The sequence below is a fragment of the Cupriavidus sp. 05N40 genome (assembly GCF_056397305.1).
Genome location: NZ_JBFTND010000033.1, coordinates 39,208 through 62,485 on the forward strand (window position 1 = coordinate 39,208; position 23,278 = coordinate 62,485).

At 64.5% G+C, this 23,278-nt stretch carries 26 protein-coding genes and 1 pseudogene; 25 read left to right on the plus strand and 2 right to left on the minus strand.

The window, feature by feature from the left end; translation table 11 throughout:
* Nucleotides 1–32: 32 nt before the first annotated feature.
* The 5 genes from AC1DO7_RS10120 (at nucleotide 33) to AC1DO7_RS10140 (ending at nucleotide 3,941) form a co-directional block, all read left to right on the plus strand.
* Nucleotides 33–266, plus strand: coding sequence for a hypothetical protein (locus AC1DO7_RS10120; RefSeq protein WP_441619376.1), 234 nt, complete (start codon nucleotides 33–35; stop codon nucleotides 264–266).
* Between the two features lie 356 nt (nucleotides 267–622).
* Nucleotides 623–1,624: an RluA family pseudouridine synthase gene (locus AC1DO7_RS10125; protein WP_441619378.1), complete on the plus strand. Its 1,002-nt coding sequence runs from the start codon at nucleotides 623–625 to the stop codon at nucleotides 1,622–1,624.
* A gap of 19 nt (nucleotides 1,625–1,643) precedes the next feature.
* Nucleotides 1,644–2,303 (plus strand): HAD-IA family hydrolase, encoded by a 660-nt coding sequence (locus AC1DO7_RS10130; RefSeq protein WP_441619380.1) that lies wholly within the window; start codon nucleotides 1,644–1,646, stop codon nucleotides 2,301–2,303.
* Complete coding sequence (locus tag AC1DO7_RS10135; protein WP_441619382.1) at nucleotides 2,296–2,706, plus strand: Rieske (2Fe-2S) protein; 411 nt, start codon at nucleotides 2,296–2,298, stop codon at nucleotides 2,704–2,706. The genes AC1DO7_RS10130 and AC1DO7_RS10135 overlap by 8 nt, the downstream gene beginning before the upstream one ends.
* Before the next feature lie 65 nt (nucleotides 2,707–2,771).
* On the plus strand, nucleotides 2,772–3,941 hold the full coding sequence (locus AC1DO7_RS10140; protein ID WP_441643399.1) for a S49 family peptidase: 1,170 nt from the start codon (nucleotides 2,772–2,774) through the stop codon (nucleotides 3,939–3,941).
* Nucleotides 3,942–4,026: 85 nt separating this feature from the next.
* Here AC1DO7_RS10140 and AC1DO7_RS10145 read toward each other — a convergent pair whose 3' ends face one another.
* Together AC1DO7_RS10145 and AC1DO7_RS10150 are read right to left on the minus strand one after the other, a co-directional pair.
* A complete protein-coding gene (locus tag AC1DO7_RS10145; protein WP_441619386.1) occupies nucleotides 4,027–4,758 on the minus strand; it encodes an SAM-dependent methyltransferase in 732 nt (243 codons plus the stop codon).
* A gap of 45 nt (nucleotides 4,759–4,803) precedes the next feature.
* Nucleotides 4,804–5,403: a Maf-like protein gene (locus AC1DO7_RS10150; RefSeq protein ID WP_441619388.1), complete on the minus strand. Its 600-nt coding sequence runs from the start codon at nucleotides 5,401–5,403 to the stop codon at nucleotides 4,804–4,806.
* 222 nt (nucleotides 5,404–5,625) lie between these two features.
* Here AC1DO7_RS10150 and AC1DO7_RS10155 point away from each other — a divergent pair, with 222 nt between their 5' ends.
* The 20 genes and pseudogenes from AC1DO7_RS10155 (at nucleotide 5,626) to recO (ending at nucleotide 23,278) form a co-directional block, all read left to right on the plus strand.
* Nucleotides 5,626–6,231: a YceD family protein gene (locus AC1DO7_RS10155; protein WP_441619390.1), complete on the plus strand. Its 606-nt coding sequence runs from the start codon at nucleotides 5,626–5,628 to the stop codon at nucleotides 6,229–6,231.
* Nucleotides 6,232–6,351: 120 nt separating this feature from the next.
* Nucleotides 6,352–6,531, plus strand: a complete 180-nt coding sequence (gene rpmF / locus AC1DO7_RS10160; RefSeq protein WP_010814675.1) for a 50S ribosomal protein L32 — start codon at nucleotides 6,352–6,354, stop codon at nucleotides 6,529–6,531.
* Between the two features lie 165 nt (nucleotides 6,532–6,696).
* On the plus strand, nucleotides 6,697–7,773 hold the full coding sequence (gene plsX / locus AC1DO7_RS10165; protein ID WP_441619479.1) for a phosphate acyltransferase PlsX: 1,077 nt from the start codon (nucleotides 6,697–6,699) through the stop codon (nucleotides 7,771–7,773).
* Nucleotides 7,774–7,832: 59 nt separating this feature from the next.
* Complete coding sequence (locus AC1DO7_RS10170) at nucleotides 7,833–8,813, plus strand: beta-ketoacyl-ACP synthase III (RefSeq protein ID WP_477116065.1); 981 nt, start codon at nucleotides 7,833–7,835, stop codon at nucleotides 8,811–8,813.
* A gap of 77 nt (nucleotides 8,814–8,890) precedes the next feature.
* Nucleotides 8,891–9,826 (plus strand): ACP S-malonyltransferase, encoded by a 936-nt coding sequence (gene fabD, locus AC1DO7_RS10175; RefSeq protein WP_441619393.1) that lies wholly within the window; start codon nucleotides 8,891–8,893, stop codon nucleotides 9,824–9,826.
* 16 nt (nucleotides 9,827–9,842) lie between these two features.
* Nucleotides 9,843–10,592, plus strand: coding sequence for a 3-oxoacyl-ACP reductase FabG (gene fabG, locus AC1DO7_RS10180; RefSeq protein WP_441619394.1), 750 nt, complete (start codon nucleotides 9,843–9,845; stop codon nucleotides 10,590–10,592).
* 170 nt (nucleotides 10,593–10,762) lie between these two features.
* Complete coding sequence (gene acpP, locus AC1DO7_RS10185) at nucleotides 10,763–11,002, plus strand: acyl carrier protein (RefSeq protein ID WP_008644813.1); 240 nt, start codon at nucleotides 10,763–10,765, stop codon at nucleotides 11,000–11,002.
* Between the two features lie 199 nt (nucleotides 11,003–11,201).
* Nucleotides 11,202–12,297, plus strand: a pseudogene (gene fabF, locus AC1DO7_RS10190) (beta-ketoacyl-ACP synthase II).
* A 64-nt stretch (nucleotides 12,298–12,361) separates the two neighbouring features.
* Nucleotides 12,362–12,817, plus strand: coding sequence for a hypothetical protein (locus AC1DO7_RS10195; RefSeq protein WP_441619397.1), 456 nt, complete (start codon nucleotides 12,362–12,364; stop codon nucleotides 12,815–12,817).
* A 129-nt stretch (nucleotides 12,818–12,946) separates the two neighbouring features.
* Nucleotides 12,947–13,546 carry an RNA polymerase sigma factor RpoE gene (gene rpoE / locus AC1DO7_RS10200; RefSeq protein WP_441619399.1) on the plus strand — a complete coding sequence of 200 codons (600 nt, stop codon included), beginning with the start codon at nucleotides 12,947–12,949 and terminating at the stop codon, nucleotides 13,544–13,546.
* A gap of 128 nt (nucleotides 13,547–13,674) precedes the next feature.
* Nucleotides 13,675–14,301 (plus strand): sigma-E factor negative regulatory protein, encoded by a 627-nt coding sequence (locus tag AC1DO7_RS10205; RefSeq protein WP_441619401.1) that lies wholly within the window; start codon nucleotides 13,675–13,677, stop codon nucleotides 14,299–14,301.
* Nucleotides 14,302–14,309: 8 nt separating this feature from the next.
* Complete coding sequence (locus tag AC1DO7_RS10210; RefSeq protein WP_441619403.1) at nucleotides 14,310–15,383, plus strand: MucB/RseB C-terminal domain-containing protein; 1,074 nt, start codon at nucleotides 14,310–14,312, stop codon at nucleotides 15,381–15,383.
* A gap of 149 nt (nucleotides 15,384–15,532) precedes the next feature.
* Entirely contained in the window at nucleotides 15,533–16,987 is a 1,455-nt protein-coding gene (locus AC1DO7_RS10215; RefSeq protein ID WP_477116066.1) for a DegQ family serine endoprotease, read from the plus strand.
* 11 nt (nucleotides 16,988–16,998) lie between these two features.
* Nucleotides 16,999–17,259, plus strand: coding sequence for a glutaredoxin family protein (locus AC1DO7_RS10220; RefSeq protein ID WP_441619407.1), 261 nt, complete (start codon nucleotides 16,999–17,001; stop codon nucleotides 17,257–17,259).
* Between the two features lie 219 nt (nucleotides 17,260–17,478).
* Nucleotides 17,479–19,272, plus strand: a complete 1,794-nt coding sequence (lepA, locus tag AC1DO7_RS10225; RefSeq protein WP_477116067.1) for a translation elongation factor 4 — start codon at nucleotides 17,479–17,481, stop codon at nucleotides 19,270–19,272.
* A 76-nt stretch (nucleotides 19,273–19,348) separates the two neighbouring features.
* The gene (lepB, locus tag AC1DO7_RS10230; protein ID WP_441619411.1) at nucleotides 19,349–20,248 is read left to right on the plus strand and encodes a signal peptidase I; all 900 of its coding nucleotides are present in this window, start codon (nucleotides 19,349–19,351) and stop codon (nucleotides 20,246–20,248) included.
* Between the two features lie 131 nt (nucleotides 20,249–20,379).
* Complete coding sequence (locus tag AC1DO7_RS10235; RefSeq protein ID WP_441619413.1) at nucleotides 20,380–20,703, plus strand: DUF4845 domain-containing protein; 324 nt, start codon at nucleotides 20,380–20,382, stop codon at nucleotides 20,701–20,703.
* Nucleotide 20,704: 1 nt separating this feature from the next.
* Nucleotides 20,705–21,475, plus strand: coding sequence for a ribonuclease III (gene rnc / locus AC1DO7_RS10240; RefSeq protein ID WP_020205117.1), 771 nt, complete (start codon nucleotides 20,705–20,707; stop codon nucleotides 21,473–21,475).
* Nucleotides 21,472–22,407, plus strand: coding sequence for a GTPase Era (gene era, locus AC1DO7_RS10245; protein ID WP_441619415.1), 936 nt, complete (start codon nucleotides 21,472–21,474; stop codon nucleotides 22,405–22,407). The genes rnc and era overlap by 4 nt, the downstream gene beginning before the upstream one ends.
* On the plus strand, nucleotides 22,400–23,278 hold the full coding sequence (gene recO / locus AC1DO7_RS10250; protein ID WP_441619417.1) for a DNA repair protein RecO: 879 nt from the start codon (nucleotides 22,400–22,402) through the stop codon (nucleotides 23,276–23,278). The genes era and recO overlap by 8 nt, the downstream gene beginning before the upstream one ends.

A 23,278-nucleotide genomic window follows, 5' to 3' on the forward strand; every position in this document is an offset into this window, starting at 1 on the left:
AAGAGAGGTAACGACGTCGAAGCGCCGTCCGCATGGTCAGAGAGAACGCCGGTGTGCTGCTCTGCGCAGCGTTTCCGGCGGGTTTCCGACTGGCATTGGCGGCGATGCGGGCGCAAAAGGCGCCGGTCGCATCGCGGCCGGCCGCGGAAGGCCTAGACGCGTCAAAGAGCAAGTTTGTCGTCACGGCAATGCTGCTTCGCTACCTGACATCTCCTGGCGGGCGCACCTACTACTTCTTGGAGTTCTGCGACCGGGCGCCGGTATAAACCAGTCAGGTGGCGTCTGAAGCATGCCGGCGGCACCGTTTCCCGGTGCGGGCGGGACTTCTCTCACCAGAGCGGATGCCAACAGGGCATCCGCGATCAAATTCTGTTCTACCTGAACACTCTTCCCACGTGACCGCCGTCAGCGCCGAAGTTGCCTTTGGGCGACTTCCTGCGCGGGCGATACCGTGCGTGCTGCGTTTTTGCTGCCATTCACCAGCCGCGGGCTCGCGGGGTACGCAAAGAAGCGGGAGGCTGGCAGGGCTGGCGGCAACCCAAAGTGTAAAATACGACGAATCGCCTACACCTGACTTGCGCTGCCGGTCTTTGGCCGGGACAGCGAGGAAATTATATTGAAAATGAATGAGTTACGCCATCAAATTGAAAAAGAGGTGCGGCCCGCCGCGGCCACGCCCCAGGTGGCGTACGTAACAATTGGCGAAGAGGCCGAAGGGCAGCGCATCGACAACTTCCTGCTGAAGCTGTCGAAAGGGGTGCCCAAGAGCCATGTGTACCGCATCCTGCGGTCGGGGGAAGTGCGCGTCAACAAGGGCAGGATCGACGCCACCTACCGCCTGAAGGTGGGCGACGTGGTACGCATTCCGCCCATGCGCGTGGCGGAGAAAGCGTCCGATAACGCCCGTTTCGTGCCGGCGGCGAGTTTTCCCGTGGTGTTCGAAGACGATCACCTGCTGGTGATCGACAAGCCTGCCGGCGTGGCCGTGCATGGCGGCTCGGGCGTGGCCTTCGGCGTCATCGAGCAGTTGCGCCGCGCGCGGCCGCAGGCCAGGTTCCTCGAGCTGGTGCACCGGCTGGACCGCGAAACCTCGGGGCTGCTGATGCTGGCGAAGAAGCGCACTGCCTTGGTCAACCTGCATGAGCAGATCCGCGGCAACGCACTGGACAAGCGATACTTTGCCTGCGTGGCCGGCCAGTTCGAGAATGCCCGCCAGCACGTCAAGCTGCCTCTATATAAGTACACCACGGCGGACGGCGAGCGCCGGGTGCGGGTCCAGGAAGACGGCTTGCCCTCGCACACCGTCTTCAACCGGCTGGAAGTGCTGCATGGATTTACCTTGCTCGAGGCCGAACTGAAGACCGGCCGCACCCACCAGATCCGCGTCCACCTGGCGCATTCGGGCTTCCCGATCCTCGGCGACGAGAAATATGGCGACTACGGCCTGAACAAGGCGCTGGCCCGCAGCGGCGCCAACCCTGGCCTCAAGCGCATGTTCTTGCATGCGCACAGCCTGACCTTCACGCATCCGGCCAGTGGCGAAAGCGTCACGGTCGCTGCTCCCATGCCGCCGGAATGCGAAGCCTTCCTGCAGCAAGCCCGTAACCAGCGCGCCCACGACTGAGGCGCCGACAAGGATATCAATGGCCAGGCAACGTTTCGACCTGATCGTGTTCGACTGGGATGGCACCTTGATGGATTCCACCCCGACCATTGCCAAGTGCATACAACTGGCGAGCCGCGATCTCGGCCTGCCGGTGCCGGATGACAGTGCGGCCAGCCACGTGATCGGGCTAGGCCTCAAGGATGCGCTGTCCTATGCCGTGCCAACGCTGGACCCGGCCGACTATCCCAAGCTGGCAGAGCGCTACCGCTTCCATTTCCTCACCCGCGACGCGGAACTGGTGCTGTTCGACGGCGCGCGTGAGATGCTGGAGGCACTGCATGCCCAGCATTACTTCCTCGGCGTGGCGACCGGGAAGACGCGCGCAGGGCTGCAGCGGGCGCTGGAAGCGACGGGGCTCGGACCCCTGTTCGACGGCACCCGCTGCGCCGACGAAACCTTCTCCAAGCCGCACCCGGCCATGCTGCATGAACTGACGCGGGAGCTGGGCCAGGAAATGGAGCGTACGGTGATGATCGGCGATACCACCCATGACCTGCAGATGGCTGCCAACGCGGGCGCCGCCGGCATTGGCGTGGGCTACGGCGCCCATCCCGCCGATGCCTTGCGCGCGATGGCGCCGGTGCACTGCGCGGCGTCGATCGCCGACCTGAAAGACTGGTTGCTGACGCATGCCTGAGACGAGCGAGAGTGCGGTCTCCGGCCCGCCGGACGGCCGGCGCCTGTGCGCCGCCGATGACCTGGCGGAGGGCGGCGCTGGTGTGCGTTTCGTGGTCGAGATCGGCGGGCGTCAGGTGGGTGCGTTCGTGGTGCGCTTCGAGGGGGCGGTGCACGGCTACCTGAACCAGTGCGCCCATGTGCCGATGGAGCTCGACTGGCAAGAAGGCCAGTTTTTCGAGTCCTCGGGCCTATACTTGATGTGCGCGACACATGGCGCGATTTATGCGCCAGATAGCGGGTTGTGCGTGGGCGGTCCGTGTCGGGGCGCTTCGCTGTCCAGGCTGCGCGTGGAAGAGCGCGGCGGCAGCGTGTACTGGATGCCGGAAAGCCCGTACGAGGCGCCCGCGGCCCAGCCGGCCTAGCCCCGGCCCCGCATTCCCGTCGAGCGCGCCCGTCGATAACCAAGAGCGAACCAAGAGCCAACTGCATGACTGAAGAGCAAAAACCGCCCCAGGACGAAACTGGCAAGCCGAAGGATCCGGCCACTCCTGCCAGCACCGGGGTGTCCGCCGCATCGGACGACCGGTTGGAAACCGCCGCCGCCGCCGATTTTCCGCTGGAGCAGGACCTGCGGGCGGGCGACGCCGCCGCGCAGCGCGAAGCCAGCGAGCGCAAGGCGCGCCTGGCCGGCAGCGGTGCCGGGCCGGTGCCAACCGGAGCTGGCTGGGAGCGCGATGTGCTGGAAAAAGTGCTGATGGCGACCCTGCGCGAGCAGCGCGCCGCGCGCCGCTGGCGCATCTTCTTCCGTTTCGCCGGGCTGGCCCTGCTTGCCTTGATCTTCTTCGCCATCTTCGATTTCAAGGGCGACGGCGGCATCACGACGTCCGGCCGGCACACGGCAATGGTGTCGCTCGACGGCGAGATTGCGGCCGGTACGCCGGCCAGCGCCGAATCGATCAACGCGGCACTGCAGGCCGCGTTCGCCGATTCCAGCGCCGCCGGCATCATCCTCAAGATCAATTCGCCCGGCGGTTCGCCCGTCCAGGCCGGCATGATCAACGATGAGATCCACCGCCTGCGCACGCTGTACCCGAACAAGCCGTTCTACGTGGTGGTGGAGGAGATCTGCGCCTCGGGTGGGTACTATGTGGCGGCGGCCGCCGACAAGATCTACGTCGACAAGGCCAGCATCGTCGGCTCCATCGGCGTGCTGATGGATGGTTTCGGCTTCACCGGGCTGATGGACAAGCTCGGCGTGGAGCGCCGGCTCTATACCTCGGGCGCCAACAAGGGCATGCTCGATCCGTTCTCGCCGCAGGTACCGCGGCAGAAGCAGTACGCGGAAACCATGCTCAAGCAGATCCACCAGCAGTTCATCGACGTGGTCAAGGAAGGCCGTGGCGACCGCCTCAAGGACGATCCGGACCTGTTCTCCGGCCTGTTCTGGTCCGGCCAGCGCAGCGTGGAGCTGGGCCTGGCCGACGGGCTGGGCAATGCGGACTATGTCGCGCGCGACCTGTTCAAGGCCGAGGACATCGTCGACTACACGGTGAAGGAAAACATCGCGGAGCGGGTTGCCAAGCGCTTCGGCGCGGCGATGGGTACAGCGGCGATGAAGACCATGTTGTTCGGTACGCGGCTGCAGGCAATCCACTGAGCCGGGCGCTGACGCGCGGAAATGCAGAACGGGGCGCAAGCGCCCCGTTTTTTCGTTTTCGCTCCCGGGCTATGCGGGAGCCGGTTCAGGTGGCCAGCAGTGAAAAGATGGCCGGGCGTTTATGCAGCGCAAGCCGCTCGGGACGCCACTCGGAAACGGGCAGCGTCACGATGGTCTCGCTCGGCAAGGTCAGGTCCACCGCGATGGACAGCATGGTATTGCCTGCGCAGTGCTGGCGCAGGGCATCGAGCAGTTGGCCATTGCGATAGGGCGTCTCGATCCAGACCTGGGTCTGGTGCGCCTTGCGCGACAATTGCTCCAGCTCTCGCAGGCGCTGGGCGCGCTCGCCCGCATCGACCGGCAGATAGCCGTTGAAGGCAAAGCTCTGGCCATTCAGGCCGGACCCCATGACCGCCAGCAGGATGGAGCTGGGCCCGACCAGCGGGCGCACCCGCACGCCCCTGGCATGTGCCAGGCGCACCAGGTTGGCGCCGGGGTCGGCCACGGCCGGCACGCCGGCTTCGGACAGCAGGCCGCCGTCGCGGCCTTCGCGGATCGGGGCGAGCAGGGCGGCGAGGGCATCGTCGCGCGTGTTGACGTTGAGTTCGCGGATTTCGATCTGCTGGACCGGCCTGGCCAGTGGGCAGGTCTCGCCGAGCTTCTTCAGGAAGGCCCGTGCGGTCTTGGCATTCTCCGCCACCAGGTAATCCAGCCCGGCGGCGATCTGCTGCACGCCAGCCGGGATGACGTCCGGCAGCGGGTCGGTCTCGTCGCGCTTGCCCAGGGTGTTGGGGATCAGGTAAAGGATGCCGCTCATGCTTGTTTCCTGTCAGTGTTATCGGTGCTGTCCTTGCCGGCGCGCTCAGGCCTGGAAGAGCGGGTAGCCGGCGTGGCGCAGCATGGTGGTCAGCGCGATCAGCGGCAGGCCCACCAGGGCGGTGGGGTCGTCGGACTCCATGTGCGACAGCAGGGCGATGCCGAGGCCTTCCGATTTGGCGCTGCCCGCCACGTCGTAGGGGCGTTCGATGCGCAGGTAGGCTTCCAGCTCCTGATCGGACAGTTCGCGGAAGGTCGCGCGTGTCTGTACATCGGCCAGTTGCGCCGCGCCGGTGCGGCCGTCGAACAGGCACAGGGCAGAGTGGAAAGTGACGGTACGCCCACGCATCCATTGCAGTTGCGCGAGGGCCTTTTCATGGGTGCCCGGCTTGCCGATCTGCCTGCCGTCCAGCGTGGCGACCTGGTCCGAGCCGATCACCAGGGTGCCCGGGTGGCGGTCTGCAATCGCCTGCGCCTTGGCGCGGGACAGCCGCAGCGCGGTGGCTTCCGGGCTTTCGCCCGCCAGCGGGGTTTCGTCGATATCCGGCACTGCCACCTCGAACGGGATGCGCAGGCGCTCCAGCAATTCGCGGCGGTAGGGCGAGCTGGAGCCGAGGATCAGCACGGGACGGGATGATTGCGACATAAGTAATTGAGTGGAAAGGGAAAGCGACCTATGGTCGTCATCCAAAATTTTGACCGCAGTAGAAAAATAGACGTATAATCGTCTGTTTAGCCAAGCAAGTCCGGCGCATTGCTGTGTGTATACCGGCGTTTGCGGCTCCCGGGCCACGTTTCGGGTCGCCCTGGCGATGAAACCGGCCAGCGGGGTGCTTCCGGCAAGGCACGACAGACGGCACGAGAAGACATGACCCAGCCGATTCAGCCGATTGATCTGCGCGCGCTCGATCTCTTCGCATTTTGCCGCGCCGGTGGCCATGCTGCCGGCGAAGTTCCGGTGCGCGATTTGCCGCGCATCATAGCCGAGACCGCCGCGCAAGCGCCAGCATCGGCGCCCGACGAAGTGTTCGCCTATGTGCTTTCCGGCTTTGTCGAGGAAGAAGAGGGCGAACCCGGCGCGCCGGCGACGCAGCGCCAGTTCGTCGATCTGACCGTGAACGGGCGAGTGTGGCTGGACTGCCAGCGCTGCCTGCGCGTTTTTGCCGAGACCATTGCCACGGACATGTGCTTCGAGGTGATGGCCAGCGAGGAAGAGGCCGATGCGGCGGCCATGGACGACGATGAGGTCGACGTGATCGTCGGCTCCAAGCGCTTCGACCTGCTGTCGCTGATTGAAGATGAAGTGCTGCTGGCCTTGCCGGTGGCGCCCAAGCATGACGTTTGCCCGGAGGTGCACGAAAGCCTCGTGACCGGGGCCGACGGGCTGGTGGAACCCGAAGCAGAGGAACCGCCGGAAGAAGAAAAACGGCCTTCGCCCTTTGCGGCGCTGGCCGGCCTGAAGACGAAGCACTGAGGCCGGTTCACCGGTTTCAGGCAACGTCCGCAAGGCACCAGGATCAGCATCCGGCCGGGCCCGGCTACGCCTCGTGCGGGATGCGTGTGTTACCATTGAAAAATTCTCGAAGGAGTCATCATGGCAGTTCAACAGAACAAGAAGTCGCCGTCCAAGCGCGGCATGCACCGTTCGCACGATCACCTGTCGGCAGCGCCGCTGGCAGTCGAACCGACCACGGGCGAGACCCACCTGCGTCACCACGTGAGCCCGAACGGCTACTATCGTGGCCGCAAGGTCATCAAGACCAAGAACGACTGACAGATCGTTCGGCGTGACTTTGCGTCTCGTACGCGCACGTTGGTAGGTCAAAAACAAGAAAGCGGCAAAATCGTTGCCGCTTTTTTGTTGCGCGCTCGCCGCGCAACCGTAGTGCAGGCTTCCGGCCATAAGTCATGCCGACATGCGCTTCTGCACCAGGAAACAATGACGATCAAACTAGCTATCGACTGCATGGGTGGCGATCACGGTGTCTCCGTGACAATCCCTGCGGCGATCAGTTTTCTCTCCAGCCATAACGACGCCGAAGTGGTGCTGGTCGGCTTGCGCGACAGCATCGAGGCGCAGCTGAGGAAGCTGCACGCGCTCGATCATCCGCGCGTGCGCGTCGTGGCCGCGACCGAAGTCATTACCATGGACGATCCGGTCGAGGTGGCGCTGCGCAGGAAGAAGGATTCTTCGATGCGCGTGGCGGTGACCCAGGTGAAAGAGGGGCTGGCCGATGCCTGTATCTCGGCGGGCAACACCGGCGCGCTGATGGCAGTGTCGCGCTACGTGCTCAAGACGCTCGACGGGATCGAGCGCCCGGCGATCGCCACTTCCATCCCCAACGAACAGGGCTGGGGCACCACCGTGCTCGACCTCGGCGCCAATGCTGATTGCGAGCCCGAACATCTGCTGCAATTCGCGCGCATGGCCGAAGCCATGGTCGCCGTGGTGGACCACAAGGACCGCCCCAGCGTCGGCCTGCTGAATATCGGCGAGGAAGTGATCAAGGGCAACGACGTGGTCAAGCGGGCCGGCGAGCTCCTGCGCGCATCCGAGCTCAACTTCTACGGCAACGTGGAAGGCAACGATATCTTCAAGGGCACCACCGACATCGTCGTTTGCGACGGTTTCGTCGGCAACGTCGCGCTCAAGAGCAGCGAAGGCCTGGCCAAGATGATCGGCAACATGATCAAGGAAGAGTTTACGCGCTCGTGGTTCACCAAGCTCCTGGCGGGGCTGGCCATGCCTGTGCTCAAGCGCCTGTCCCGTCGCCTCGACCCCGCGCGCTACAACGGCGCATCGCTGCTGGGCCTGCGCGGGCTCGTGATCAAGAGTCACGGTTCGGCCGACGCGCACGCTTTTGAGTGGGCTATCAAACGCGGGTATGATGCGGCCAGTAATGGTGTGATCGCTCGCACCATTCAGGCTTTCGCCAACAAGTCAGGTACCGGCACCCCGGCTTCCGGCCCGCAGTCAGGCGCCCAGGATCCCAGTCCAAGCCCGCACGCCGCCTGAGGTTCTGATGCAGATGCCGCGGGCGACGACCCGTGGCCACACGATCGATCCGACATTACATGACCAGCTACGCAAAAATCATCGGGACCGGGAGCTATCTGCCTCCCCGGCGTGTCACCAATCAGGAGCTTGCGGCGCAACTGGCTGAGAAGGGCATCGAGACCAGCGACGAGTGGATCTTCTCGCGCAGCGGCATCTCGGCGCGCCACTGGGCCGAGCCGGATGTCACCTGCAGCGACCTGGCGGTGAAGGCCGCGGAGCGCGCGCTGGAAGCGGCCGGCATCGACCGCCAGAGCATCGACCTGATCATCGTCGCCACGTCGACTCCCGATTTCGTCTTTCCGAGCGCCGCCTGCCTGGTGCAGCAGAAACTCGGCATTACCAATCACTGTGCCGCATTCGACATGCAGGCCGTGTGTTCCGGTTTCGTCTACGCGCTGGCCACGGCCGAGAAGTTCATCCGTAGCGGCTCGCATCGCAATGTGCTGGTGATTGGCTCGGAAGTGTTCTCGCGTATCCTCGATTTCAATGACCGCACTACCTGCGTGCTGTTCGGCGACGGCGCCGGCGCGGTGGTGCTGTCGGCGTCCGAGGAACCCGGCATCCTGTCTTCGGCGATGCACTCGGACGGCAGCCACGTCGAGATCCTGTGCGTGCCGGGCAATGTCGCCGGCGGCAATATCACCGGCAACGCGTTCCTGCACATGGACGGCCAGGCCGTTTTCAAGCTGGCGGTGACCGTGCTGGACAGGGTTGCGCGCGAGGCACTTGCCGGCGCGCAGTTCCCGGCCGAGAAGGTCGACTGGCTGGTGCCGCACCAGGCCAATATCCGCATCATGCWGAGCACGGCGAAGAAACTCGGCCTGACTGCCGAGCGCATGGTGGCGACCGTACACGAGCACGGCAACACGTCGGCTGCCTCGATCCCGCTGGCCCTGGACGTCGCGGTGCGCGACGGCCGTATCCGCGCCGGTCACCACGTGCTGATGGAAGGCGTGGGCGGTGGCTTCACCTGGGGTGCGGTGCTGGCGCGCATGTGACATCCGGGCGTGCGGGGCGGCATGCCGTCCCGCACGCCGCGTCGGTTTTGCGTATTCATCTTCTAGATTCGATTGCGATGAAATTTTCCTTTGTATTCCCGGGCCAGGGCTCGCAGGCCGTCGGCATGCTCAACGCCTTCGCCGACAACGCCGTGGTCCGTGCCACGCTGGACGAAGCTTCCGCCGCGCTCGGGCAAGACCTGGGCCGCCTGATCGCCGAAGGCCCGGCCGAGGAACTGAACCTCACCACCAATACCCAGCCGGTGATGCTGACCGCCGCGGTAGCGGTCTACCGCGCCTGGATCGATGCCGGCGGCGCGGCGCCTGCCATGGTCGCGGGCCACAGCCTCGGCGAGTATTCCGCCCTGGTGGCGGCCGGGGTGATTCCGTTCGCCGAAGCGGTGCCGCTGGTGCGCTTCCGTGCGCAAGCCATGCAGGAAGCCGTTCCGGTGGGCGAGGGCGGCATGGCGGCGATCCTCGGGCTGTCCGACGACGATGTGCGCGCCGCGTGCGCCGAGGCTGTGGCCGCGGGCGCCGGCGTGGTGGAAGCCGTGAACTTCAATGCGCCGTCGCAGGTGGTGATCGCCGGCCACAAGGCGGCGGTCGAGAAGGCCTGCGAAATGGCCAAGGCGCGCGGCGCCAAGCGCGCGCTGCCGCTGCCGGTGTCGGCCCCGTTCCATTCCTCGCTGCTCAAGCCGGCGTCGGACCGCCTGCGCGAGCGCATGGCGGGCATGACCTTCGCCGCGCCGGCCATTCCGCTGGTCAACAATGTGGACGTGGCCATCGTCAGCGATCCGCAGTCGATCAAGGATGCGCTGGTACGCCAGGCGGCGGCGCCCGTGCGCTGGGTGGAGTGCGTGCAGAAGATGGCTGCCGAGGGCGTCACCCATGTGATCGAATGCGGCCCCGGCAAGGTGCTGGCGGGCATGACCAAGCGCATCGACGGCAACCTGACCGGCGCCGCGATCTTCGATCCGGCCTCGCTGCAGGACACGCTGGCGCTGCTGAAGTAAGACTAGGACCCACGCAATGACGAAATTTCTGGAAAACCAGGTCGCACTGGTAACCGGCGCATCGCGCGGCATCGGCCGGGCCATCGCCCTCGAGCTGGCCGCGCAGGGCGCCACGGTAGTCGGCACCGCCACCAGCGAAGCGGGTGCGGCTGCCATCAGCGAATACCTGGCGGCGGCCGGCGGCAAGGGCCGCGGCGCCGTGCTCAACGTCAACGATGCCGCGGCATCCGAGGCGCTCATCGACGAGCTGGTCAAGGCCCATGGCGGCCTCGGCATCCTGGTCAACAACGCCGGCATCACGCAGGACCAGCTTGCCATGCGCATGAAGGACGAGGACTGGGGCGCGGTGGTCGAGACCAATATGACCGCGGTGTTCCGCCTGTCGCGCGCGGTGCTGCGCCCGATGATGAAAGCGCGCGGTGGCCGTATCATCAATATCACGTCGGTGGTCGGCTCCACCGGCAATCCCGGCCAGATGAACTACGCCGCCGCCAAGGCCGGCGTGGAAGGCATGAGCCGGGCGCTGGCCCGCGAGATCGGCAGCCGCAACGTGACCGTGAATTGCGTGGCGCCCGGTTTCATCGACACCGACATGACCAAGGTCCTGTCGGATGAGCAGCACGCAGCACTGAAGACCCAGATTCCGCTGGGTCGGCTGGGCCAGCCGGAGGACATCGCACACGCGGTGGCTTTTCTGGCCGGTCCCCAGGCGGCCTACATCACCGGTACGACGCTCCATGTAAATGGTGGCATGTACATGAATTGATCACCTTTCGCGGCGGCCGGTTTCGAGGGAGAAGCCGGCAGAAGCCGCGTGAAGTGGTTGTTTTTTGAACTAAACGGGCGCCGTTCTTGCAATAGAAGGCGGGTGGGATTTTTATGGCCCAAACCTGCTAAAATGCGCCCACTTTTTGTCGAACTTCCCTGGAGGGTTACATGGACAATATCGAACAACGCGTCAAGAAAATCGTGGCAGAGCAACTCGGCGTGGCCGAGGCAGACATCAAGAACGAATCCTCGTTCGTGAACGACCTTGGTGCGGATTCGCTCGACACGGTTGAGCTGGTGATGGCGTTGGAAGATGAATTCGGCATGGAAATTCCCGATGAGGAAGCCGAAAAGATCACGACCGTGCAACAGGCTATCGATTACGCCACCGCACACGTCAAGGCCTAAGCCTGTCGTATCTGGATTCCGAGCCACAGAAGGCAGGCGGACGGGCCGTTGGGTCGTCCGCGCTGTTTTCTGTGGCTTTCGTCTGTTCGAAGAAGCACAATCGGATAGTCCGCGCCGCGATCGGCGTGGCCCGGCGCCGGCCCATGGCCAGCCCCGGCAATCGTTCCGGTTCTGCTTCACGTACCCGTAGGAAATCATAGTGAGCCGTCGTCGCGTCGTCGTCACTGGGCTTGGCCTTGTGTCTCCGGTCGGAAACACGGTTGCCGAAGGCTGGGCCAACCTGGTTGCAGGTCAGTCTGGCATCGCCACCATCACCAAATTCGATCATTCCGCGCTTGCCGTGCATTTCGCCGGCGAGGTGAAGGGTTTCAAGGCAGAGGACTACATCCCTGCCAAGGAAGCCCGCCACATGGATACGTTCATCCACTATGGCATCGCGGCGGGTTCGCAGGCGCTGAAGGACAGCGGCTACGAAGTGACCGAGGACAATGCCGAGCGCATCGGTGTGCTGGTCGGTTCGGGCATCGGCGGGTTGCCGATGATCGAGGATACCCACGCCGAGCTGACCAATCGGGGTCCTCGCCGGATCTCGCCGTTCTTCGTGCCGGGCTCGATCATCAATATGATCGCGGGTCACCTGTCCATCTACCATGGACTCAAGGGCCCGAACCTGGCCGCCGTGACGGCCTGCACCACCGGCCTGCACAGCATCGGCCTGGCCGCCCGCCTGATCCAGGCCGGCGACGCGGACGCCATGCTGGCCGGCGGTGCGGAATCTACGGTTTCGCCGCTCGGCATTGGCGGTTTCGCCGCCGCGCGCGCGCTGTCGACCCGCAACGACGATCCCGCTGCCGCGTCCCGCGTTCCATATGACCGCCCCGAATATGGATGGTCCGCGCCGCTGCATGGTCAGCGCGCTGAAGAACGCCGGCGTCAACGCCGACGAAGTCGGCTACCTGAACGCGCACGGCACCTCGACGCCGCTGGGCGACAAGAACGAAAGCGAAGCCATCAAGCTGGCTTTTGGCGACCATGCCTACAAGCTGGCCGTCAATTCCACCAAGTCGATGACCGGCCACTTGCTGGGCGGCGCCGGCGGCCTCGAATCCGTGTTCACGGTGCTGGCTCTACACCATCAGGTCTCGCCTCCGACCATCAATATCTTCAACCAGGATCCCGAGTGCGACCTGGACTACGTGGCCAACACGGCACGCGACCTGAAGATCGATGTGGCGGTGAAGAACAATTTCGGTTTCGGCGGCACTAACGGCACGCTTGTCTTCCGTCGCGCCTGAATCCGGCGGCTGCCGGTTATCGCTCCTCCGGACTTCGCTCAGGACCCATCGCTTGCGGTGGGTCTTGGCGCTGTTCCTGTCTTGCGAGATGGCGGCCCTTGCGCTGCTTGCGCGCGAGGCGATATGGGGCTTTGGCCGCTCGGCACATGGCTGGAATCTGGCGCAATGGCTGTCGGTGTCCACACTGGCGGCGTCCTGCGCGTGGATGCTGAGCCACTGGCCCGCGCTGTGGCGCGGCGCGGCTTGTACCTATGCGGGACTGGTGCAAGGCCGCGACGCCACCGGCCGCGCGGCCATTCTGGTTCGCCTGCCGGATGGCGCCCACGCGGTGGCGCGCGTGCGCTCCAGCTGGGAGCTGGGCAGACTGGCTCTTTTGCTGGCCATGGAGCCTGTCAGCGGCAAGCCGCCCGGGATCCTCGTCATCAGCCGGGGTTCGGCGGCACCCTCCTCATTGAGAGCGCTGAAACGTGCCCTGGGCGTCGCCCGGCGCGAGCAGGCCGCGGCCGGTGGCGTCGCCTGATGGGCAATGGCCGCGGGCATTCTTCACAAAATGCGTTGCACCGCACTGACTGTGCAGTGGGCAACGTAGGTAAAATACAACGTTTGTCGTGAAGACGATACCAAGAGATACACTGCAGGTGACCCATTCGTGAGCGAACGCGAAGCCGATCAGCTCCTCGTTGAACGCGTCCAGAAGGGCGACAAGCGAGCCTTTGAATTGTTGGTGGCCAAATACCACCGCAAGATCATCAGGCTCATTTCGCGTTTGGTCCGGGATTCGGCGGAAGTGGAGGATGTGGCACAAGACGCTTTCATCAAGGCGTATCGTGCCTTGCCGCAGTTCCGTGGCGAGTCGGCGTTCTACACCTGGTTGTACCGGATTGCGGTGAACACGGCGAAGAACTACCTGGCCACCCAGGGACGCCGGCCCGAAGCCTCCAGCGATATCGATGCCGAAGAGGCTGAAACTTTTGCGGACGGCGAGCAACTAAGAGATATCAATACGCCGGAGTCGATGCTCCATACCCGCCAGGTCGCAGAAACGGTCAACCGGGCCATGGAGGCACTACCGGAGGAATTGCGCACTGCCATCACTCTTCGTGAAATCGAGGGCCTCAGTTACGAGGAGATCTCCGAAGCCATGGGATGCCCGATCGGAACCGTCCGCTCGCGCATCTTCCGGGCACGTGAGGCGATTGCCGAGAAATTGCGTCCGCTGCTGGGAACGGCAGAGGGCAAGCGGTGGTAAGTGGTAAGTAGCAAGAAAAAGTAGCAAGAAATGTCGTGCGGCCAGCGTTGCAGCCTATTCCTGCATCGATAAACGACAAAGCAGTAGACGGGATTGTCGGTGTTCAATGGTTTTTCTAGGGGCGGGAAATGGGTCAGGCTCATAAGCAGTCGGTTCATGTAGTGGAAGCAGCGGAGCAGATCTCCGTGCTGATGGATGGCGAGCTGGCGCCGCACGAAATCAATGCCGTACTGGATCTCGCCAAGAGCGAGCCGGGCATGGCGAGCTGGACGACATATCAGCTGATCGGCGACGCGCTGCGTTCGGAAGAACTGACGCATGCCGGCTCCACCGAAGATTTTCTCGCCCGTTTTTCCGCGCGCCTCGATAGCGAACCGCATGTGCTGGTGCCGGCGGTGGCGCAGGCGTCGGCGCACCGCATGCTGTTCAAGCCGTCCTGGGTTCGCAGGGTGATGCCGGGTACGGCCATCGCCGCCGCGGTGGCTGCCGTGAGCTGGGTGGTGGTGCCGCAGATGCGCGGTGTCACCGATCTCGGCACGCCGGACGCCGTGGTCGCGCGCGTCGAGCAGCCTGCAGTGCCCAAGACTGGCGGTATCGTGACGGTTGCCGCCGACAGTGCGCAGATGATCCGCGATCCGCGCCTCGACGAGTACCTGCGTGCCCATCGGGTATCGGTCGCCACCGACGCAGTCGTGCCGACCATGCGCACTGTTGCCAACAGCGCAAACTTTTCTCAGGACAACTCGCAGGAATAATGCCGGACATGCATAAAGGATGGTCGCCCGCCAATGTAGCGGGCGCACACAGAATAAGGGCCCTTCGCAGGTCCTTTTTTCTGGCCTTGTGTCTGACTGCGGCCGCGGCAAGCGCGCAGCCGCCGGACAATACGCTGGCCCGCCGCGATGCGACGGCCTGGCTCAACAAGATCCACCGCGCCGCCCAGCGCGAGAACTATGTCGGTACGCTGATCTATCAGCGCGGCAGCGTGATGCATGCCTCGCGCATCCAGCACTACAGCGATCTCGTGAACAACGAGTACGAACGGCTGGAAACGCTCGATGGCAAGCCGCGCGAAGTGCTGCGCCAGAACGATGTCGTCCACAGCCTGATCCCCGAAGCCAAGCTGGTGGTGGTGGAGAAGCAGGAGGCGAAGGATCGCTTCCCGGCCTTGCTCGCCACCAATAAAAGCGACGTTCTCGATATCTACGAGATGCGCAAGCTTCCCGGCGAGCGCGTGGCTGGCGTCGAGTGCGAAGTGTTCTCGCTCGATCCGCACGATTCCGCGCGCTACGGCGTACGCTTGTGGGCGGAGAAAAACTCCGGCCTGCTGATGCGCGCCCAGACCGTGGGAGAGGGCGGCAAGGTGCTGGAGCAGGTTGCGTTCTCGCAGGTCGAGATMGGCGTGCCCTCCGAGAAGCAGCGCATCCTCACCGCCATCAAGAATTCCGGGGCCTGGAATCATTACGAAGTCACCAACCAGCCGGCCAATATTGCCGACGAAGGCTGGACCATTGGGATTCCGGTCAAGGGCTTCCTGAAGATCCGCGAGGTCCGTCGCCCGCTCGGCGAGCTGCGCTCGCCGCAGGCGAACCCGCGCGGCCAGGTTTTCGAGGTGCTCCAGATCGTCTACAGCGACGGGCTGACCGGTTTGTCGGTCTTCATCGAGCCCGTTTCCGAGCAGCGCGTACGCCGCGAAGGCGTCGCCTCGCTCGGCGCCACCCAGGTGGTGGTGCGCCGGGTTGCCGATTTCTGGATTACCGTGGTGGGCGAGGTCCCCCCCGCCACAGTCCGCCAGTTTGCCTCGGCAGTAGAATATAAACCGCCGAAGGCGCACTGAGCCGGTTTGCGAACAAGGCACCAGCGGCGTTTGCTCGTCGCTGGCGCGCCGCGATCTGGCCCCTCCAATGCCTTGCTTCCTTCCTTTTCGCTGATTTCCGGGAGTCGATGATGTCACCAAGATCTCCAGCCTTGGCTCGGACCGTGCTCATGGCTGCCATTCTCGCCTTTGTGCCGCTGGTCGCAGAACTGAGCCACGCCCAGGCCGCCGCGCCATCCTATGGCCTGCCCGATTTCACCGACCTGGTCGAAAAGGCGGGTCCGGCCGTCGTCAATATCCGCACCACGGAGCGGGTGCGCGCGCGTGGCAACAACTCCAGCCCCGAGGACGACGAGATGGCGGAGTTCTTCCGCCGCTTCTTCGGCGTGCCGATGCCCGGCACGCCCACGCCGCCGGGCACGCCGCGCCGCAGCCAGCCGCCCCAGGGCGAGGAGCAGAGCCGCGGGGTGKGGTCCGGCTTCGTCATCAGCCAGGACGGCTATGTGATGACCAACGCCCACGTGGTGGCGGATGCGGAAACCATCTACGTCACCCTGCCCGACAAGCGCGAGTTCAAGGCCAAGCTGATCGGCTCGGACAAGCGCACCGATGTGGCGTTGCTGAAGGTGGATGCCACCGGCCTGCCCAAGCTGATGCTGGGCGATTCCGACAAGGTGCGCGCGGGTGAATGGGTGCTGGCGATCGGTTCGCCGTTCGGCCTGGACAACAGCGTGACCGCCGGCATCGTCTCCGCCAAGGGCCGCGATACGGGGGATTACCTGCCGTTCATCCAGACGGATGTCGCGGTCAATCCGGGCAATTCTGGCGGCCCGCTGATCAACCTGCGTGGTGAAGTGATCGGCATCAATTCGCAGATCTACAGCCGCAGCGGTGGCTACATGGGCATTTCCTTCGCGATTCCCATCGACGAAGCGATGCGCGTGACCGAGCAGCTCAAGGCGAACGGCAAAGTCACGCGCGGGCGCATCGCGGTGGCGATCGGGGGCGTGACCAAGGAAGTCGCCGACTCGCTCGGCCTGGGCCGTGCCCGGGGCGCGCTGGTGGGCAGCGTGGAGCCCGGCGGCCCGGCCGAGAAGGCGGGGATCGAAGCCGGCGACATCATCCTGAAGTTCAACGGCCGCGATATCGAGAAGGCTTCGGACCTGCCGCGCATGGTCGGCGATATCAAGCCGGGCACGCGCGTGCCGCTGCAGTTGTGGCGCAAGGGCGCGACGCGCGAGGTCAGCATCACCGTGGCCGAGCTGGACGCCGACAACAAGGTCAAGACGCGCGGCGGCAATGCGCCGCGCGACGAGAGCAATGCGCCGGTGGCCAAGCCCAATGCGCTGGGCCTGATCGTCAACGAGATTCCCGACACCAAGCTCAAGGAGCTCAAGATCAAGTCCGGGGTGGAAGTCGAGCAGGCCGATGGCCCGGCCCAGCGCGCCGGCATCCGCCCGGGCGACATCATCCTGCGGCTGGGCGACAGCGACGTGACCAGCCCGCGCCAGTTCAACGAACTGGTCAAGGCCCTGGACAAGGGCAAGATCGCCGCGGTGTTCGTCAGGCGCGGCGACGCCACCCAGGTGCTCACGCTGCGCCCGAGCACGGTGTCTTCGCGCTAGGCATCGCCCCGATGGCGGATCTCACGCTGTATGGCAGGACCTACTGCCATCTGTGCGAGGACATGAAGGTCGCGCTGGAGCCGCTCCGGCGCGATTTTTCCTTTGTCCTGCATGAGGTGGACGTGGATGGCGACGCCGCCACCGAGGCACGGTTCGGCGAACTGGTGCCGGTGTTGATGACCGGCGTGCCCGCCGGTGCCGGCGAGGAGTTGTGCCACTATTTCCTCGATGCGCCACGCGTGCGGGCATGGCTCGCGGGGCAGGCGGACTGACAGGCCGCCGCCCGGGGCGCGGCGCGCCATTTCGCAATACGGAAGTCCTTGAAAGTACGGTAAAATCGCACTTTGGCGCAAACTCAGCGTCACCAACCTGCGGCCCCGAGCTGCGTGCCCCTGCGGGGTGCCTGTCCCGGGCCGACCATAATTGCTGCGCTACCCGAAGTGCTCAAGCGGGCACATCGCGGCCAGACATGGCGCACCCCTGAACATCAGATGGACCATATCCGCAACTTCTCGATCATCGCTCACATCGACCACGGCAAATCGACCCTGGCCGACCGCATCATCCAACTCTGCGGGGGCCTGTCCGATCGCGAGATGGAAGCGCAAGTGCTCGACTCGATGGACATCGAGAAGGAGCGCGGCATTACCATCAAGGCCCAGACCGCGGCGCTGAGCTACAAGGCGCGCGACGGCAAGGTCTACAACCTGAACCTGATCGACACGCCGGGACACGTCGACTTCAGCTATGAAGTCAGCCGCTCGCTGTCCGCCTGCGAAGGCGCGCTGCTGGTGGTGGACGCCTCGCAGGGCGTGGAAGCGCAGACTGTCGCCAACTGCTACACGGCGATCGAACTCGGCGTGGAAGTGGTGCCGGTGCTCAACAAGATCGACCTGCCGCAGGCCGATCCGGAAAACGCCATCCGCGAGATCGAGGAAGTGATCGGGATCGATGCGCAGGATGCCACGCCGTGCTCGGCCAAGACCGGGGTCGGGGTGGAGGACGTGATCGAGGCCATGATCGCGCGCGTGCCCGCCCCCAAGGGCGACGTGGACGCGCCGCTGCAGGCGCTGATCATCGACTCGTGGTTTGACAACTACGTCGGCGTGGTGATGCTGGTGCGCGTGGTCAACGGCGTCCTCAAGCCCAAGGACAAGGTGCTGCTGATGGCCACTGGCTCGCAGCACCTGGTCGAGCAGGTCGGCGTGTTCTCGYCCAAGTCGCTGCAGCGCGAGTCGCTGACGGCGGGGCAGGTGGGTTTCGTCATCGCCGGCATCAAGGAACTGAAGGCCGCCAAGGTGGGCGATACCATCACCACCATGGCGCGCAAGGCCACCGCGCCGCTGCCGGGCTTCAAGGAAGTCAAGCCGCAGGTGTTCGCCGGCCTGTACCCGGTCGAATCCAACCAGTACGAAGCGCTGCGCGAATCGCTGGAGAAGCTCAAGCTCAACGACGCGTCGCTGCAGTACGAGCCCGAAGTGTCGCAGGCGCTGGGCTTCGGCTTCCGCTGCGGCTTCCTCGGCCTGCTGCACATGGAGATCGTGCAGGAGCGCCTGGAGCGCGAATTCGACATGGACCTGATCACCACCGCGCCGACGGTGGTGTACCAGGTCCAGATGCGCGACGGCACCATGCTGACGGTGGAAAACCCGGCCAAGATGCCGGACCCGAGCCGCATCGAGAACATCCTCGAGCCGATCGTCACGGTCAATCTGTACATGCCGCAGGATTACGTGGGCTCGGTGATCACGCTGTGCACGCAGAAGCGCGGCACGCAGATCAACATGAGCTACCACGGCAAGCAGGTGCAGCTCACGTACGAGATCCCCATGGCGGAAATCGTCATGGACTTCTTCGACCGGCTCAAGTCGGTGTCGCGCGGCTACGCCTCGATGGACTACGAGTTCAAGGAGTACCGTGCCGCCGACGTGGTCAAGGTCGACATCCTGATCAATGGCGACAAGGTCGATGCGCTGTCGGTGATCGTGCACCGGAGCAACTCGCAGTACCGCGGCCGCGAGGTCGTCTCTAAGATGCGCGAGATCATCCCGCGCCAGATGTACGACGTGGCCATCCAGGCCACCATCGGCGCGAACATCATCGCGCGCGAGAACGTCAAGGCGCTGCGCAAGRACGTSCTGGCCAAGTGCTACGGCGGCGATATCTCGCGCAAGAAGAAGCTGCTCGAGAAGCAGAAGGCGGGCAAGAAGCGCATGAAGCAGGTGGGCACGGTGGAGATTCCCCAGGAAGCATTCCTGGCGATCCTGCAGGTGAGCGACAAATAAAAGAAAGCGGCGGGGCCGGTCGGCCCGGCCGTTGGCGAAGCAGACTCTAACAAAACATCACCAAGATCTAGCCGTCATGAATTTTGCACTGATTCTTTTTGTGCTGGTGGTCATCACGGGCGTTGCCTGGATGGCCGACAAGCTGGTGTTCGAGAAGCAGCGGCGGGTGTCCGCCCAGGCCGCGCTGGCCGAGTTCGATGCGCGCAGGACTGACCTGCAGGGCCGCTACGGCGTCGGCGAGATCGATACATCGCGCAGCCGCCTGGCGGAGGAAAAGCTGCGCCAGCCCTGGTGGCTGGAGTATTCGGCGAGCTTCTTCCCGGTGATCCTGGCCGTGTTCGTGCTGCGATCGTTCGTGGTCGAGCCCTTCAAGATCCCGTCCGGCTCGATGATCCCGACCTTGCTGATCGGCGACTTCATCCTGGTCAACAAGTACGACTACGGCATCCGTCTGCCGGTGGTGAACAAGAAGATCATGGCGGTGGGTGAGCCCCAGCGCGGCGACGTGATGGTATTCCGCTACCCGAAGGACCAGTCGCTCGACTACATCAAGCGTGTGATCGGCGTGCCGGGCGACGTGGTGAGCTACCAGAACAAGCGCCTGACCATCAACGGCAAGCCGGCCGAATACAGCGCGCTGCCGGACTACCTCGACGAGGAGCGCTTGTCGTACTCCAAGCACTTCCAGGAGAAACTGCCGGACGGCCCCGTGCACGGTATCCTGAACGACACGGATCGTCCCGCCTTCGTCTCCGGCGCCGATCCGGATTTTCCGTTCCACGAGAACTGCACTTACAATCAGCAGGGGCTGACCTGCAAGGTACCGCAGGGTCACTATTTCGTGATGGGCGACAATCGCGACAACAGCCTGGATTCACGTTACTGGGGCTTCGTGCCCGATCAGAATATCGTCGGCAAGGCGTTCCTGATCTGGATGAACCTCGGCAATATCGGACGCGTGGGATCGTTCAAGTAGCATCCCCGCGGCGCGAATAACCACTCCAGTCAAGCGAGGGAAAGCGCATTATGGGTCGATCGGGTCAGGTAGTTGGTGCAGTCGGGGGGCGGGCGCGCCTGGCGGGGAATGACAGGCGGCGCGGCTTCTCGATGGGCAGCTTGCTCGTCGTTATCCTGGTCGTTGGGGGCGTGGTGATCCCGGCGGTCAGGGCGATACCGAGCCTGCTGGAGTATTTCTCGGTCAAACGCGCGGTCAGTTATGCCAAGCAGCAGGCATCCAACAAGCGCGAAATTGCCGACTATTTCAGTAAGCAGGCGCAGATCGACCGTATTACCGCCGTGCGCAGCGACGATCTGGATATCCACGAGGATGACAACGGCACGATCCGCTCGGTGGGATTTTCCTACCGCAACGAGGTGCCGCTATACGGCCCGCTGAGCCTTTTGATTACCTACTCGGGAACGCAGTACTGACATGAACCTCGACGCCTTACAGCAACGCCTCGGCTACCGCTTCAGCAAGCCAGAATTGCTGCAGCAGGCGCTGACGCACCGCAGCCACAGTGCCTTGCACAACGAACGCCTTGAGTTCCTGGGCGATTCGGTGCTCAACTGCGCCGTGGCCGATATGCTGTACGGCATGTTCAGCAAGCTCGACGAGGGCGATCTGTCCCGCGTGCGGGCCAACCTGGTCAAGCAGCAGGCGCTGTACGAGATCGCGCAGATGCTCCAGCTGTCCGAGGCGCTGCGCCTGGGCGAGGGCGAACTCAAGAGCGGCGGCTTCCGCCGTCCCTCGATCCTTGCCGATGCACTGGAAGCGATCGTCGGTGCCGTGTTCCTCGATGCCGGTTTCGAGGGCGCACGCACCCTGATCCGCAAGTTGTATATCCCGATTCTCGAGCAGGTCGATCCGCGCACGCTGGGCAAGGATGCCAAGACGCTGTTGCAGGAGTACCTGCAAGGCCACAAGATCGCCCTGCCGCAATATAACGTGATCGCCACCCACGGCGCCGCGCATAACCAGCAGTTTGAAGTCGAGTGCACCGTGCCTAAACTGGAAGTGCGGGTGTTCGGTACCGGCGCGTCGCGCCGCGCGGCCGAACAGGCTGCCGCCAAGCTGGCGCTCGACGAGGTGCAGAAGCTCGTGCCCCAGCTGCTCAAGCGCAGCCGGGCCGAGCGCACCGGCAAGACGCGCAAGCAGCCGGTGCCACCCGATCCCCAGTTGTCTCTCAGGTTGAAGGAATGACCGAATCTACCGATCCGCGGCCAGACGCCGCGGGTACCCCAACCGCTGCGTTCCGCTGCGGCACCGTGGCCATTGTCGGGCGTCCCAACGTCGGCAAGTCCACACTGATGAATGCGCTGGTCGGACAGAAGGTCAGCATCACTTCGCGCAAGGCGCAGACCACGCGCCACCGCATCGTCGGCATCCAGACCACGGATGACGCGCAGTACGTCTTCGTCGACACGCCGGGTTTCCAGACGCGGCACGCCAGCGCGCTGAACCGTTCGCTGAACCGTGCGGTGACGTCCACGCTGTCGAGCGTGGACCTGGTGCTGTTCGTGGTCGAGGCTGGCCACTACGGCCCCGATGACGAGAAGGTGCTGTCCCTGCTGCCCAAGAAGGTGCCGGTGCTGCTCATCACCAACAAGCTGGACCGCCTCGGCGCGGACCGGGCTGAGGTGATGATGCCCTTCCTCGAGAAGATGGGGCATCAGTTCCAGTTCACGGAAGTGGTGCCGATGTCGGCCAAGACGCAAGACCACATCGACCGCCTGCTCGCCATCATCCGGCCCTACCTGCCGGAGGGCGAGCCGATGTACGACGCCGATTCCATGACCGATCGCAGCGAGCGCTTCATGGCCTCGGAAATCATCCGCGAGAAGGTGTTCCGCTGGACCGGCGACGAACTGCCGTACACCAGCACGGTCGTCATCGAGAAGTTCGAGACCGAAGGCAGGCTGCGGCGCATCTTCGCCACCATCCTGGTCGAGCGCGATGGCCACAAGGCCATGATCATCGGCAACAAGGGCGCCAAGCTCAAGACCATTTCCACCGAAGCCCGCATCGACATGGAAAAGCTGTTCGACGGCAAGGTCTACCTGGAAATGTTCATCAAGGTGAAGAGCGGCTGGGCCGACAACGAAGCTGGATTGCGCGCCTACGGCTATGAATGACAGAGCGGGCGGGCCTGCACTGAAGGCCCGCCGCGTCGATCCGGTGGCGGAAGAAGCCGCCGAGCTGCTGGGCAGCCAGGCCGTGCCCGGCATGGCGGTGGCCGAGCAGCGCGCCATGATGGACCGCGCGCTGCGCATCGTCCCGGCGCGCACCGAGTTGCGCGTAGCCAACCAGCCGGGCTTCGTACTGCACGCCTGGCCTTACCGCGAAACCAGCCTGATCCTCGACGTGTTCACGCGTGACCACGGGCGCATGGCCATGGTCGCCAAGGGCGCCAAGCGCCCGCATTCGGCGCTGCGCCCGGTGCTCCAGCATTTCCAGCCGATCTCGCTGTCATGGAGCGGGCGCGGCGAGGTCAAGACGCTGACACGCGCTGAGTGGGTCGGCGGCATGCTGCCGCTGGCCAGCGACGCCTTGCTCTCGGGTTTCTATCTCAACGAACTGCTGCTGCGTTTCTGCCCGCGCGAAGACGCCCACGTGGCGCTGTTCCGCCAGTACATGGCCACGCTCACGCGGCTCGCGCACGGCGAGCAGGCCGGCCTGGTGCTGCGCGGCTTCGAGCGCGTGCTGCTGCAGGAGACCGGCTTTGCCGTGGCCTTCGACCAATGCGCGAATTCTGGCGAGGCGGTGGAGCCCGGGCTGGACTACGTGTACCAGCCGGAGCGCGGCGTGCGCCGCGCACAGCCCAGCGATCCGTCGTCCTGGCCGGTGGTTTCCGGGCAGACGCTGCTCGATATGTCGCAGGACGACTACCGCCGGGCGCAGACGGTGACGCAAAGCCGTGCGCTGATGCGCTTCCTGCTGCATTATTATCTGCAAGGCGCGCCGCTGAAGACGCGCCAGATCCTGATCGACCTGCACTATCTCTGA